The organism is Paenibacillus sp. JSM ZJ436 (genome assembly GCF_044383795.1).
Taxonomy (GTDB): domain Bacteria; phylum Bacillota; class Bacilli; order Paenibacillales; family Paenibacillaceae; genus Paenibacillus_AQ; species Paenibacillus_AQ algicola.
The window spans coordinates 375,148-389,098 of record NZ_JBISEO010000001.1; the positions used below are offsets into that span (position 1 = coordinate 375,148).

The window sequence follows — 13,951 nt, forward strand, 5'->3', positions numbered from 1 at the left end:
TAGAACGAATGTTCTTATTTAGCTTGACGAGTCGTTTGAACTGGAGTATATTGGAATTCAATACGTTACTGCGGGAGAAGCACCTCGCTGAACGAGCTGATTGCAGCTTGTTTGGCGGGGTGTTTTTTGTTGCGTAATGACAGTAGAAGGAGAGGATCATATGTTTATTCAAGGGCTGAAACGATGGGTGAAAGTGGGGGTAATGACCTTCCTCACGGTCGCCTTCATCGGCAGTACAGCGGGAGAAGGGAAGGCTTCGGCCTCGGCTTGGGACGCCGCCTTGCGAAGCGTTGAAGGGCTGTATGACGGATATGAGTCGGCTGAGCTGTCTCTAAAGGTCCTTAAGGGCGAGGTCAGTTACATCCGCAAGCAGAATAACGAACGCCTGGATCAGGTGAATGCGGCCGTGAAGCAGATTGACAAGAGCAAGCTGAATCAGCTGCAGGCGGCCTATGAGAAGCTGAAAGAGAAGCATGACCCGCTCCTGAAGCAATATACGGAGCTTGGGAAGAAGGCGGCAGCAGCTCGAAAGGCTAAGGACAGCAAGGGCGCCCTTGTGTACGACCTCAAGCGTAATCAGATCAAGGAGCAAGCCGCGGCAGCGCGCCTTGAAATCAAGAAGAAGTATGACGAGCTGGATGCAGCTAAGAAGCAGACTGCAGCTAAAGCCAAGCTCGTGAAGGATGCGCTGCAGCCTGTATATGCCAATAAGACCAGAATTACCGCTGAGAACAAGACCATTGCTGAAATGAATAAACGCAAATCAGCTGCAGATCAACGATACAAAAGCTCAGTCAAACTGGGAGATGCGATCGGCGCCGCAATCGAGCTGAATCGGCTTCTCTCAGAGCTAAGGGGCATGTATCAGTCTCATCAGCATATTTATCAATGGGAGAAGGATATCAAGCAGCAGATATTCCTCGCCGAAGCCAAGCTGCCCCGGTAATACCAGGGCAAGAAGGCTGTGGCGCGCGGAACTCAATGTGGATAGATGGTTTGAAATTCAACGCCGCAGGGTGGACCGTGAATAAAATTGCCATTGAAGAACACGACGAAAGTCCGATCCCTAATTCCGGATCGGGCTTTTGTCTTTGGAAGGTTTCATGAAGTATGTTGTTTCATGGACTCAATGGAAATGAATCAGCCCGTATTCAATCCATTATTATTCATCATTTTGAAACGGCTTCAATGTTCAGACGTAAGTTTGTTATACGTTGTAAAGATTAACAGAACAGAGTCGAAGTCAAGGCAGGCGGGGGAAGCTTACATGACACATCACAATGACAATCAGGATAATGACAATCAGGCCGCAGGATGGTATGACAAGAAAGCAGCGCAGGCTTCACAATATTTTGAGCTGTTGTCAGCCTCTGTTCATCGGCAAGACTATGCAGAACATCTTATGGAGGATGTAAAGGCATGGAAGCAGCAGCATCTCAGGCCTTTACTTTCACGGCTCCTGCAAGTCCGCAAGGAGCCGCGATCAGCGGAAAACTTCACTTATCTGAAGTATCTTCAGTATAACGGGCGGCTGAACGACTACTTGAGTCGCAGCATCACTTATATTTATATGCGAGATCTTGGAGCTTCTCCCGAGAATCCGGCAATCCAGCAAAGGATACAGAACCTGACCGTAAAAATAGAACATCTACTTGAACAGCACGTTAACTCAAATCATGAAGCTGCAAACGGCAATTTGTTCAGCTTTAAGGATCTATACCGCTGGGGACAGAAGGAACAGATTGAGCCTGTCATAATCTGGCTCATTGAGAAGCTGAGGCATGTGCGCGACCATATTCCGGAAGGCATTCATAAGGAGCATGCCCAAAGAAAGCTGATCAAACTGATCGCAGGCGTCGTTATGCACGCCCTGGAGGAGCTGGGAGAGGACGTTCCTGCCGAGGAGCGCAGCAGAAGACTGGGCGAAGCCATCAAGCTGGGTTATTCTTACGGATTGACCTATCCTTTTATTGATGATCTTCTGGACTCCGATGTGCTCAGTCCAGAAGATAACCTGCAATATGCTCAAATGATCCGCCAAGCTCTTGTCACAGGCATTGTTCCCGAACCGGGGGATTGGGCCCGGCAGCATGAGCAACTGGCAGCATTTATTTATCGTGAGCTGAAATCAGCCTTTGAATATATTCAGTCCATTCAGCGTGACGAAACGCGAAGTGCATTCTTTGAACAGACTTATGTGTTTTTTCATGCCCAGGAAATCGACCGGATCAAACGGCTGGATTACGCAGCGTACAGCAACGAAGAGCTTTATATTCCGATCATTCTGAAGTCTGCTGCTTCCCGGACGATTGTTCGTTCTGTTCTTGCAGCGGACGCGAGTGCAGACTATGAAGAGCGCACCTTTTATTTTGGAATTTACAACCAGCTGTCCGATGATTTCGCAGATCTGTATGAGGATCTGGAGCATCAGTCTGTAACGCCGTACACCTATTACTTGACCCACCGAGAAAACCGCCCGGATCTGATCAATCCATTTGAACTGTACTGGGCTGTCGTTCATTATCTCATTCATCATTTGTATCAAGGTAATAAGCAGGTACAGGAGGCGATTCTAAGCAGAGCGATCAGCAGTCTGCACAGATGCCGGTCCCGGCTCGGCCATGATAAGTATAAGTTCTTGATGAAGGAGCTCGAACCAAGCCACACCCCGTTTGCGGTCCTGCTGCAGCAGCTGGTTCGTGACAGTAATCCTGTCCAATTCTTCGACAAGCTGCTACGGGATCAGCTGATCAGCTCACTGCGCAGCCAGGAGGAAGAAAAGGCTCAGTTCCGACAAACCATGGAGAATGCGCGGCAAGTCATACAAGCATCCCTTCCGGTACCTTTGCCGCAGGACGACCAAGCCTTTACCGCAGACATCATTGCTGCTGCGAATTACAGCCTGCAGGGTGATAGCAAGCTGCTGCGCCCTGTGATTGCTTATGTCATGGGGGTCCTGGAATACGGGTTTGCGGAAACGGATCTCCTGCCTTTACTCCGATCCCTGGAGTATATGCACACGGCCTCGCTTATTTTTGATGACTTGCCCTCTCAGGATAATGCAGCTACCCGGCGAGGGCGGCCCACGCTGCATAAGGTCTACGATAGTGCCTCCGCAGAGCTGGCCGGAGTCTACCTTATTCAGAAGGCGATGCAGGAGCAGGCTTCCTTGACCTCCTTTGATCCTTCCCGGGTGCAGACTCTGATGAAATATTCCGCGGAGCGCGCGGGGGATATGTGCGCCGGCCAGATGAAGGATCTAAGCACAAGAGGCCAGACGCTGACGCTGGAGGAGCTGAATGCGCTTTGCTACTACAAGACAGGTATTGCTTTTGAGGCATCTTTGGTCATGCCTGCTATTCTTGCCGGGACACCGGCCGACGTCATCGACAGCATCAAGAAATTTGCTTACCATGCAGGCATCGCGTTCCAGATCCAGGACGATGTCCTGGACACCGAAGGCCATGCACAGACCCTCGGTAAAGACACCCAGATGGATCGGCAGAACGGAAATTCTACCTTTGTGACCATTCTTGGTGTAGAGGGTGCGCGGCAAGCCATGTGGGATCATTATTGCTCTGCCATGGAGGCGGTAGAGAAGCTAAAATTAAAAACGGCTTTTTTTCAGCATTTTCTGGATTACATTATTCATCGCAGCCACTGAAGCACAGGTTTTCCTGGATCATACGCACATTCCTTCACTCCTGTCCTGGAGCCGTTATAAATGATAGTACCCAAATGCGGTGAGCCTTCATATGCTAAAGAAGATGTATGTAACAGCTTAACCATGGACAGCGATGACATTTTCTGCGTAAAGGCGGTGCTTATCATCATCTATACCTTCAACACCTTGAACAGCAGTGAAAGCAGCCCTCAGCAGGATGCCAAGGATTTCTACATCATCCTGATCACCGCCATTGCGTTTTATCTTCTGTTTGTAGCTCCCCGTTCGACAGAGGAGGAAGGAGGGAACCCCGTTGGCAGGCACGAGAACCTCTAAAGCTCCAAACGATGAACAGCGAAGCATAAATCTGGTGTTATTTATTGTAATCTCACTCTCTTTCATTTACGGATTCGGGAAAGAATTGACGCCGGAGGCGCCGGAAACAATCATTCCGTAACGGATGGATTCATGTGTAGTGGAGGCTAGCTATGGCACAAGGAAAATCGGGAAAAGGAAGCCGCAGACGTTCCAAGCCTAAGCAGGATCGGTCTCTGTTAAATAACCTAACGCCTCAGCAAATCGCGGTCATTGCCGGTTTACTTACCAATGCCTTGACCGTAGACTCCTTACTCATTGACAAGGAGCAGCGACTGCAAATCGTTCTTGGAGGCTCGCTGAGAAGGAAAACCAGGCTGGATCAATTGATTAACGAGCTGCAGGATGCATCCCTGGATGAATTGCTGGATTCACTGTTGAATCGGTAATCCAGCTGCGGAAAATGACAGCTTCGAGCTTTTAGAAACTTAAAGGGCGGCCCTATAGTCAGGGCTTCATCACAACGATTCTGGAACAAGGCACATCAGCGAGAGATCGGACGAGCCTATTTTTGTGTCACAGGTTCCGGATTGATTTGATCGATCACAAATTCATTCTTTGAACTGTCAAACTTATACGTAACGAGGAATCTAGAAGTTAATTGTTCTTAGTGATCTTTGTTTTTATCTGTCCGCGAAGTATCCTCCCCTTATCTTTATCAATCTAATAACCCAGTTCATTCATAGATTAACTTTCCTTTGTATGTGATTTGATCTTCCGATTTGATCTCAATCTTAGTGCTACCGATCTTTGTACTATCCTTGTAGGCGTTTATCTCAAGGATACTGTCAGTTGCCGCTGATTGAGAAGGGTCATCATTTACCAAAGGAGTCCAATAAATATTTTCACCTGATTTAATGGTCGCTTTCTTTCCCTGCGGTATCACCTTAGAATCCTCTGGATTCCATAATAACAGTTGTCCCTCTGAGGTTTGTAATTCAATTCTTTCAGTACCTTCAGAAGCAATGGTTACAGGAAAGCCTGGCACACTGCTCATTAACATAGAGTATTGGCCAAGCGGGAATTCTACATCTGGTTTTACCACTAATGGTGCTCCGTCTGCTGCATAAGCGGTAACCACGAACCCGCTAAATAATGTAGATGGATTAGCTTGATCCCCATTGCGAAGAACAAGCGGTCCTCCAATGGCCAGAAGAAGGATAATCAAGCAGGAAACGGTAATCGTAGCGACCGTTCTGCGAAATTCCCGAGCTGCGGTATGAGGAGCATTGGCACTCGATTTGGCTTTGCGGATGATTAATTGTTTGAGGTCATCATCCGCCTTTACTTCGTTCATACCGTTCACAAACTTACTTCTCATCATCATCGTCAAATCCCCCCGTTATCTTCATCTTCAGAAGTTCTTTAGCTCGTTTTAGTTGTGTCCGAATCGTACTCTCTTTTATATTTAAAAGCTCGGCGATCTCGGCTGTTTTGTAGCCTTCATAATAGTAGAGATGTATGACTATCCGGTATTTCCGAGGAAGCATAAGAATAAGGGACACGACCTCCATGTTCTCTGTATGATTATTTGGCAGGGGTACCTCCTTGGATGGTGAGAACCATTTCTTCCACAGACTTCTGATTAGGTCTTTACACGCATTTATCGTTACTCGTATGATCCATGCCTTTTCATGCTCAGTGTCGTTAAAGGAACGTTGGTGCTTAAAGAACTTGATATAGACCTCCTGGCACACATCTTGCGCATCTGCTAAATTGCCGAGGTGGGCTAGTGCCAGCCGTAGTATCATATCGGCGTATTTGTTCACTATACTTGTGATGTACTCATGTTTGTCTAGCTCGTTAACTCCCAATTGCTCTCCTCCTTTCACCCCTAACACGTTGGAAAATGGGGAAATGTTTCATTCCTCAAAAAAATAACTGCAGAGTTAAGCAGCATGATTTAAGTCAGTAGTAGCCATCAGGCACTGGGATAATGAAATAGTTAATGAAGTATAAGATTTCAGAGAAACTAAATCTATTATTCGCAGATAGTAAGGGAAGTTGGAATCTGGGAACTTACAACAATGTTCAAGCAAACGCTGAAAGCCATGCAACAAATACGGAGATGGGTCCGTTTAGGTTTACGAGTGTATCTTACAAAAATTCAAGTGGAGTCTGGACTGTTAATGATACTGCTCCAACAGCAGACAGTCCTTATTCAGTAAGTAAGACAAGTAATGTAAATTTCCGGGTTTATGGACCTTGTTTATTTAAGGAGGGTATTAAATTGAGAAAAATAACATGGTTTCTTACAGGGACAGCAGTAATTGTCCTAAGTGGAACTTTCTGCAGAAATAGAGTTGATGTAAAATGCAATCCCCCTACGCAAAGGAACATTGACATACAAAATAATTTCATCGGAAGTAAATTTGCTTAAATATGACTATGTTAAGCATAGCGAATAACGCTCGTTAACCAGGAGAAGAGTTGGTTTAAGTAAGTATATTATCCATATATTAGATATTTAATAACATCTACTTTGCGGATGGTATCAGCTTCGCTGGTACTACCCCAACACTTGCCAGCAAAAATACTCCAATCCCTTTTTTCAAACTTTTTCTGCCACCTTTCTTCTTATGAACCTCATGTAATGCATTATAAAAGAAATCATTTTTCATAAATTTACAATATTATTACAATTATTGGATAGCAATATAAGAAACGTACATAAAGAAAAGGTGCTGCGATAGAAACTGCGGCTTTTTTGATTTGATTTATCAGATTAGATTATGCTAATATGTGTTCAACCTAACATATGCGTTTAGACTAATATGATTGAGGAGGAGAGTGACTCACGTGTATACAATAGATCTGGATCTCAAAACAAAGTTTATCCGCGGCTTCTCCGATAAGACGCGTCTGCAAATCGTGAATATATTGAAAAGCGGAGAGAAGACGGTGTCTCAGATTGTAGAGGCTGTGCAGGGCAATCAGTCCAACATCTCCCAACACCTGGCATGCTTGAAGGGCTGTGGCATTATTGTCGGCAGACAAGAAGGCAAGTATATCTACTATGCCCTGCGTAACGAGCAGATTTTGTCTTTCATCCAGCTGCTGGATGAGGTATATGAGCAGGTTCAGAACGAAACGATGGCTTGCGATAACCCGATAATGGAGTGATGAGCATGAATGAGGAGAAGAAAGAGACGGGCTGCTGTCAGGATTCTTCTTGTACCACGAAGGAAACGGTGCAGCCTAAACATCAGATCAAGGTTGACCTTCGGCCAAAGGTGCAGGTCCGTGAACGTGCTGACGCTTGTCAGGATGATTGCTGCACAGCAGCACCTGCAAAGGCTGTTGAGAGCATAACACCGGCTGCTCATATGAATGCTTCCTCGAAGATCAGAACCTATGCTATAGAGGGCATGGATTGCGGTGCATGTGCTGCAACGATTGAGAAGCAATTCAGGGGCGATCCGGCGGTGCAAAGCGTCAGCGTTAACTTTTCCACCGGTAAAATGCAAATGGAGCACGATCATCCGGTCGAGGAAATTATCAAGCGGGTGTCCAAGGCCGGGTTTCAAGCCACCCTGTTGACCAAGAAGCAGCAGAAGGCACCGGCGGCACCTACTGCCAAGCCATATCCCCTGATCCTTTCCGGCGTGCTGCTAGCATTGGGCTTGATCAGCTCATTTACTAGCTTCTCTGCTGCATGGGGTACATTTGCTTATGTCTTGTCGATACTCACCGGCGGCTACAAGCCGGCTAAAAGCGCATATTACGCCCTCAAAAGCAGAGCTTTAGATATGAATGTGCTGATGACGGCTGCCGTCGTTGGCGCGGCCTTGATTGGAGAATGGCTAGAAGGAGCCACGGTCGTCTGGCTGTTCGCCCTTGGCAACATGCTCCAGACCGCATCTATTGAAAGAACTCGTCAATCCATCCGGAACCTGCTGGACCTCGCGCCGCCTGAAGCATGGGTTAAGGAGCAGGATAAGCTTGTCAAGGTGCCGGTCGAGGAGGTGAGGTTGGGACAGATTATTGTAATCAAGCCCGGGGATCGTATTCCGCTGGATGGCAGGGTTGTGGTGGGAGAGTCCAGTGTTAATCAGGCTCCCATTACGGGTGAGTCCGTTCCGGTCGATAAAGAGATCGGGGACGCTGTCTACGCAGGAACGATTAACGAACAGGGTACGCTGGAAGTAGAGGTTACTGCTCTAGCGGAGGATACAACGATCTCCAAGATTATCCATCTCGTAGAAGAAGCACAGGAGAAGAAAGCGCCGACGCAGGCTTTTGTCGATCGCTTTGCTCAAATATATACGCCTATTGTGTTTACAGCAGCCTTGCTCACCATGGTGCTGCCTCCGGTAATCGGGCTGGGAAGCTGGGGAGAGTGGTTTTATAAAGGGCTGGAGCTGCTCGTGGTAGCCTGTCCTTGCGCGTTGGTTATTTCTACGCCGGTTGCCATTGTTTCCGCCATCGGAAACGCTGCGAAGCATGGGGTGCTCATCAAGGGTGGCGCATTTTTGGAAACGGCTGGCCGCATTAGTGCTATTGCTTTTGACAAAACAGGCACCTTGACGGAAGGCAAGCCCTCCGTATCTCACCTGGAGGCCTGGAAGGTCAGCGAATACGAGCTACTCTCCATTGCGTACACACTTGAGGAGTACTCAACGCATCCGATCGCTAAAGCAATTACGGCCTATGCTCAAAGCAAAGGCGTCGTCAAACAGAAGGGAACCGGATTTAATAACAAGGTAGGACGCGGTGTCGAGGCAGAAATGAACGGAACCACGTATTGGGCCGGGAATATGAAGCTGTTTCAGCACCTGCATATGCCTGACTCCATACAATCCAAAGTACAGAAGCTGGAGCAGGAAGGGAACACCTTAGTATTGATCGGCACAGCGGATCGGCTGCTAGGGCTGATTGCGGTGTCGGATCGCCTTCGGCAGGTGACCGTAGATGCACTGCAAGGCATTCGGCAGACGGGAGTGCAGGAGATGGTCATGCTGACCGGGGATAATGAAGGAACCGCAAAGCATGTGGCTGCGAACTCCGGGGTATCCCGGTATTTTGCCGAGCTGATGCCAGAGCAGAAGGTAAGTGCTATTGAGAAGCTGCAGCACGAAGGCCACCGCGTAGCGATGGTCGGCGATGGAATAAATGATGCTCCTGCTCTGGCTGCTGCGGATCTCGGCATCGCCATGGGCGGCGCCGGGACGGACACCGCTATGGAAACCGCAGATATTGTGCTGATGGCCGACAATCTGGAGAAGCTGCCCCATACGATCAAGCTCAGCCGTAAAGCGCTCGGCATCATCAAGCAGAATATTTGGTTCTCGCTGATCATCAAGGCTGCTGCGCTGGTCCTAATCTTTCCTGATATATTGACACTATGGATCGCCGTGTTAAGCGACACCGGGGCCGCACTGCTCGTAATCTTGAACAGTATGAGACTGCTGCGAGTGAAGGGATAGAGCCATCTATCCCTTTTTGGTGTATCTGAACTAACATATGCTTCTTCCGCTAGCTATAGCTCAACAAAGCTTCAATCTCAAGAGCCGCTCCCGGCGGCAATACGGCTTCGATGCGTTCGCGGACACCATGGTCCAGCACCACCTCTGCGTCAAGCATGGCTGCAATGCCTTGATCGGTCGAGGTACGAATCAGCCTTCCCAAGCCTTGACGCAAGCGGAGCAGCATATAGGGAAGGTCAACCTCCTCAACAGCTGAAGCAGCAGCCTTCCGTTTTGCCGTAAATACGGGGTCCTGCGGCGGGTAGGGCAGTGACCATATGATGACGTTAGATAATGAAGGCCCCGGTACATCAAGGCCCTCCCACAGGCTCGCTGCACAGAGCACGCTCTGTTCCTGCTGCTGAAATTGAGTAATCAGGCTGCTGATCTCCCGGTCCCCCTCATACAGCATGGTATAGGCAGTGAGCTTAGGATGACGCATTGACGCATGCTTGAATGCCTTGAGCTCGTCCATGGTTTTGAATAACAATAGAGCTCGTCCGCCGGTCCGCTCAATCAGCTTGGCTGCCAGCTCCAGCTTCTGCATCAGCTTCTCTTCCTCCGTCATAGAATCGCTGTGCATAAGCTCCCGCGGCGCAAGCAGCTTCATCTGCTTCTCGTAATCATAAGGAGAGGCTACCGAGAAGGAGATATAATCCGTTATACCAAGGCTCTCGGCCACGTAGTCAAAAGATCCATCCACTGACATCGTGGCGGACGAGAAGACAATCGGCATTTTCAGTCCGAACACGCGCTCCTTCAGCACCTCTTTGACCGTCTGCGGCATCATGGCCAGCGTAGCCTCGCCATTCTGATTCATTTCCGCCCAGCAGATGAATCGGTCACGCTTCTGAAACAGCTGCAGCGCAATCTGGATCATCTCCAGGTGCTCCTCTACAATGCGCAGCTTATACTCATCCAGGGTATGCAGTCCACTCTCAAACACCAGCTCCTCATCGATTTGCTCAATCGTGCTCCGCCAGCGATTCAGTTCAGAAATCAGCTTCTCATCCACGTCAATTTCATAACGGTCGGATCCCGGAATGGCTTTGGCCTGCTTGGCAATGAGGTCAAACACCAGCTGACTCTGATCCAACGAAGCTTCAATGGACTCGGCCAGCGTCTCCCGAATCTCGCCATCCAGAAGCCGGGTGATAATTTCCTCATAAGCACTATGCTTCAGCTTGTAGCTGAGGGCTTGCTGCGCCGCGGATTCCAGCAAATGCCCCTCATCAAAGACGACGGAGCTATGCTCCGGCAACAGAGGGAGCTGGCCTTCACGCTTGCGCCCCTCATATGTCCATACATGCTCCATGTAATAATCATGGGAACAAATAATGAGGTCGGTCGATTTGCGATAATGATCCCGGGATAAGGTCATGCCGCAGCGATGCCTTTTTTCACATACAAAACAGTCCTGGAATGAGTCCCAGTTCATCTTCTGCCACTGCTCATTACTCAAATGAGGATATTGCTTTCGGTCACCATAAGGATAGAAGGCCTGCATGGTACCGGGAGCATGAACAAAGTCAGGGAGGCTTTCGTGCACCTCTTCAATGAATGCTGCATCCTCATCCTGAAGACGAGCACCGTCTATTTTACGGAGACACAGATATTGATCGGGTGATTTACCAAGCCTTGCGTCAATCTGCAGATCCAGGTAAGAAGCCAGCTTCGCCAGATCTCCTTCCTGCTTCACCAGCTGCTCGATCAGCGATTCATCCGCGCAGGCAATGACAGCCGGCTTGCGGGTATACCTCGCATAATTGATGGCATAAAGCAGATACACCAGGGTTTTCCCTGTACCTACACCGGCTTCAGCAAAAATGGTCTGTTGCTCTGCATAGGCACGCTCCAGCTGGTAGGCCATATAAATTTGTTCATCCCGGATCTCGAACCCATGCTCCGGCAGCACATCATAAAAAACATCCGCCACCCAATCGCCAACCTGCTTGACGAACGGTTCTGACGGATTATAGGAAAAAGGATATCGCTCCACGCTCACGCCTCCGACACAATTTAATATCGTTTAATGTAAACATCAATCTCATTACGATTTGGAAAACATCAATTATCTCATGGAGTAACAGGTTTAGCAAGATAAAGTTGAATGAACCACAAATCCCACGCTTTGCAAAATGGTTGACAACGGCAAAACAAATTGCATATACTTCATTTATTCGTAATAATTACAATTAAATGAATGTCATCATTATGATGGACAAGGGAGAATGAAGCATGGGCAAAACGTCATCCAATCAACGGCTGCCACGGGCCAAAGGCATCGACATGGCTGCTTATTATACGGTTAAAGAATGTGAGAGCAGGGTAAAGCGTATTGTGCTGCCGGATCGAAACCGGCAGATTGTGGAGGAGTTCATTACCATTTTGGGCATGAAGGAAAGGTTTAAGGAGCATGATGTGCCGATTCCCAATAAGATTGTGATGTTCGGGCCTCCCGGGACAGGCAAGACGCTGACCGCGTTCTATGTAGCGACCCGGCTGGAGCTGCCTCTGCTGCTGGTGCGTCTGGATGCTATTATTCATAGTCATTTGGGAGAGACCGCGAGCAATGTCCGTAAAATTTTTGAATATGCGAAGGCCACACCTTGTGTCCTGTTTCTGGATGAATTCGACGCCATCGCGAGAACGCGAGAGAACAACGATGAGGTTAAAGAAATGTCCCGGGTGGTTAACACGCTTTTGCAATGTCTGGATGAGTTTGAGGGCGACAGCATCTTTATGGCGGCAACCAATCTGGAAACCGAGCTGGATCACGCAATCTGGCGGCGGTTTGACACCAAGATGGCCTACAGCCTGCCGGATGAGAAAGAACGGGATCAATATATCTCGCTCCTGATCGGCGGTTTCGGCCAAGAGGATCAGCTCCAGTCGATCGCTGCATCCATTCTTCAAGGATCAAGCTACGCAGAGATGGAGCAAATTGTTCTGAAGGCCAAGCGAAAGGCAATCATCGAGGATAGCCTGCTGCGCGCAGATCATATTGAAGAAGCTTTTGCGGAGTACCAGCCAAAGCGTTAATCTTTAATGGAAGAAGATCTGAAAATCATCGGCTTCCTGATCCTGACCGTCATATCAAACTTGAAATATCCAGGAACTGCGCATAAACTAAAATGCAGAACATGTGAGCTTTGATGCAAAGTGAGATGGACAAGTACATAAAGGATAAGGAGCAGACATGAAACCATACGATTTTCTACCCATCATTCTAGGAAGCGATGAAAACGCATATGGCAATGCCCGGCTGATTCATGAAGCCTATCAGATCAAGCCTTTACTGCTGTGCACCCGGCTGCTCATTCCAACGATGAACAGTCAGTTGTTTCACCTTGTGCAGATCGACAGATTTGACCATGACGAGGTCTTTCCCGGAGCGCTCTTATCCATTCTGGAGAAGCACGCTGCCGACAATCAAAAAATAGTGGTCATCCCGTGCTCAGACTACTATGCCAGCCTGCTGACCCGTCATTATTCCAAATTCAAAGGGCTGATTGCGAATCACTTTGTTTCTGAGGAGCTGCTGGATACCTTTGATACAAAGGATAAATTCTATCAGCTGTGTGAGCGCCATGGATTGGACTATCCCAAGACGATCGTGTGTCAACCGCATGAACGCGAAACCGCTTTGGATCAGATGAGCTTTGACTTTCCGATCGTAGTAAAGCCGGAGAACAGCAATGCCTATGACTACCTGCATAGTGATTTTGAAGGCAAGAAGAAGGTGTTCTTTTTCCATGATAAGAATGAATATCTCAAGATGGTCACAAGCCTGAATCGTTCGGACTATCAAGGAAAATTAATTATTCAGGAGTTCATTCCCGGCGGGGATGACGCCATGCGAGTCATGAACAGCTATTCGGATGAGAACGGCAAGGTCAAGCTGATGAGTCTGGGACAGCCCGTCCTGGAGGAATACGCTCCCAAAACACTCGGTAATTATGCCGCCATTATTGCTCGCTCCGACATGAAGCTGTACCAGCAGATCAAGACCTTTCTGGAGGAGATCGGTTATGTGGGCTTCTCGAATATCGATATGAAATACGATAGCCGAACCGGAAAGTATATGATGTTTGAAATCAATCCGAGAATGGGAAGAAGCAGTCTTTTTGTCAGAGCGGCGGGCCTGAATATGATCAAGGTGCTGATCGACAATGTCGTCTATGGCAAGGAAGAGGAATGTGTCTACGGCAATCAGACAGGAATGTGGACCAATGTTCCTAAGAGCGTACTGAACAGATACGTATCGAACTCGAAGCTGCTTCAAGAAATCCATGAGCTGTATAAACAAAAAAAGGTTCTAAAATCGCTCTGGTATCCCCCGGATTTGAACCTCAAGCGAATCATTCGAATTGCAAGATACAATAATGGTCATGTGAAAAATTTCCGCGAGCATTATTTTGAGAAGCAATAGGAACATCACAGCACT

The 13,951-nt window shown here is 48.1% G+C and carries 12 protein-coding genes; 9 read left to right on the forward strand and 3 right to left on the reverse strand.

Features of this window, described 5'->3' with window-relative positions; genetic code table 11:
* The first annotated feature begins 160 nt into the window (after positions 1–160).
* The 4 genes from ACH6EH_RS01910 (at position 161) to ACH6EH_RS01925 (ending at position 4,428) form a co-directional block, all read left to right on the forward strand.
* Positions 161–946, forward strand: a complete 786-nt coding sequence (locus ACH6EH_RS01910) for a hypothetical protein (RefSeq protein WP_397330858.1) — start codon at positions 161–163, stop codon at positions 944–946.
* A 321-nt stretch (positions 947–1,267) separates the two neighbouring features.
* Positions 1,268–3,664: a polyprenyl synthetase family protein gene (locus tag ACH6EH_RS01915; protein ID WP_397330859.1), complete on the forward strand. Its 2,397-nt coding sequence runs from the start codon at positions 1,268–1,270 to the stop codon at positions 3,662–3,664.
* 60 nt (positions 3,665–3,724) lie between these two features.
* Positions 3,725–4,000 carry a hypothetical protein gene (locus ACH6EH_RS01920; protein ID WP_397330860.1) on the forward strand — a complete coding sequence of 92 codons (276 nt, stop codon included), beginning with the start codon at positions 3,725–3,727 and terminating at the stop codon, positions 3,998–4,000.
* 152 nt (positions 4,001–4,152) lie between these two features.
* On the forward strand, positions 4,153–4,428 hold the full coding sequence (locus ACH6EH_RS01925; RefSeq protein ID WP_138225841.1) for a hypothetical protein: 276 nt from the start codon (positions 4,153–4,155) through the stop codon (positions 4,426–4,428).
* 287 nt (positions 4,429–4,715) lie between these two features.
* Here ACH6EH_RS01925 and ACH6EH_RS01930 read toward each other — a convergent pair whose 3' ends face one another.
* Together ACH6EH_RS01930 and ACH6EH_RS01935 are read right to left on the reverse strand one after the other, a co-directional pair.
* Positions 4,716–5,366 carry a hypothetical protein gene (locus ACH6EH_RS01930; protein WP_397330861.1) on the reverse strand — a complete coding sequence of 217 codons (651 nt, stop codon included), beginning with the start codon at positions 5,364–5,366 and terminating at the stop codon, positions 4,716–4,718.
* Complete coding sequence (locus ACH6EH_RS01935) at positions 5,350–5,853, reverse strand: RNA polymerase sigma factor (RefSeq protein WP_397330862.1); 504 nt, start codon at positions 5,851–5,853, stop codon at positions 5,350–5,352. The genes ACH6EH_RS01930 and ACH6EH_RS01935 overlap by 17 nt, the downstream gene beginning before the upstream one ends.
* Positions 5,854–5,987: 134 nt before the next feature.
* Here ACH6EH_RS01935 and ACH6EH_RS01940 point away from each other — a divergent pair, with 134 nt between their 5' ends.
* The 3 genes from ACH6EH_RS01940 (at position 5,988) to ACH6EH_RS01950 (ending at position 9,465) form a co-directional block, all read left to right on the forward strand.
* Positions 5,988–6,419, forward strand: coding sequence for a hypothetical protein (locus ACH6EH_RS01940; RefSeq protein WP_397330863.1), 432 nt, complete (start codon positions 5,988–5,990; stop codon positions 6,417–6,419).
* Positions 6,420–6,838: 419 nt separating this feature from the next.
* A complete protein-coding gene (locus tag ACH6EH_RS01945; protein WP_397330864.1) occupies positions 6,839–7,162 on the forward strand; it encodes an ArsR/SmtB family transcription factor in 324 nt (107 codons plus the stop codon).
* Between the two features lie 5 nt (positions 7,163–7,167).
* Complete coding sequence (locus ACH6EH_RS01950; protein WP_397330955.1) at positions 7,168–9,465, forward strand: heavy metal translocating P-type ATPase; 2,298 nt, start codon at positions 7,168–7,170, stop codon at positions 9,463–9,465.
* 49 nt (positions 9,466–9,514) lie between these two features.
* Here ACH6EH_RS01950 and ACH6EH_RS01955 read toward each other — a convergent pair whose 3' ends face one another.
* Entirely contained in the window at positions 9,515–11,503 is a 1,989-nt protein-coding gene (locus ACH6EH_RS01955) for an ATP-dependent DNA helicase (protein WP_397330865.1), read from the reverse strand.
* Positions 11,504–11,742: 239 nt separating this feature from the next.
* On the opposite strand from ACH6EH_RS01955, the gene ACH6EH_RS01960 reads away from it, so the two are divergent.
* Together ACH6EH_RS01960 and ACH6EH_RS01965 are read left to right on the forward strand one after the other, a co-directional pair.
* Complete coding sequence (locus ACH6EH_RS01960) at positions 11,743–12,546, forward strand: AAA family ATPase (protein ID WP_397330866.1); 804 nt, start codon at positions 11,743–11,745, stop codon at positions 12,544–12,546.
* 157 nt (positions 12,547–12,703) lie between these two features.
* On the forward strand, positions 12,704–13,936 hold the full coding sequence (locus ACH6EH_RS01965) for a carboxylate--amine ligase (RefSeq protein WP_397330867.1): 1,233 nt from the start codon (positions 12,704–12,706) through the stop codon (positions 13,934–13,936).
* Positions 13,937–13,951: the final 15 nt, after the last annotated feature.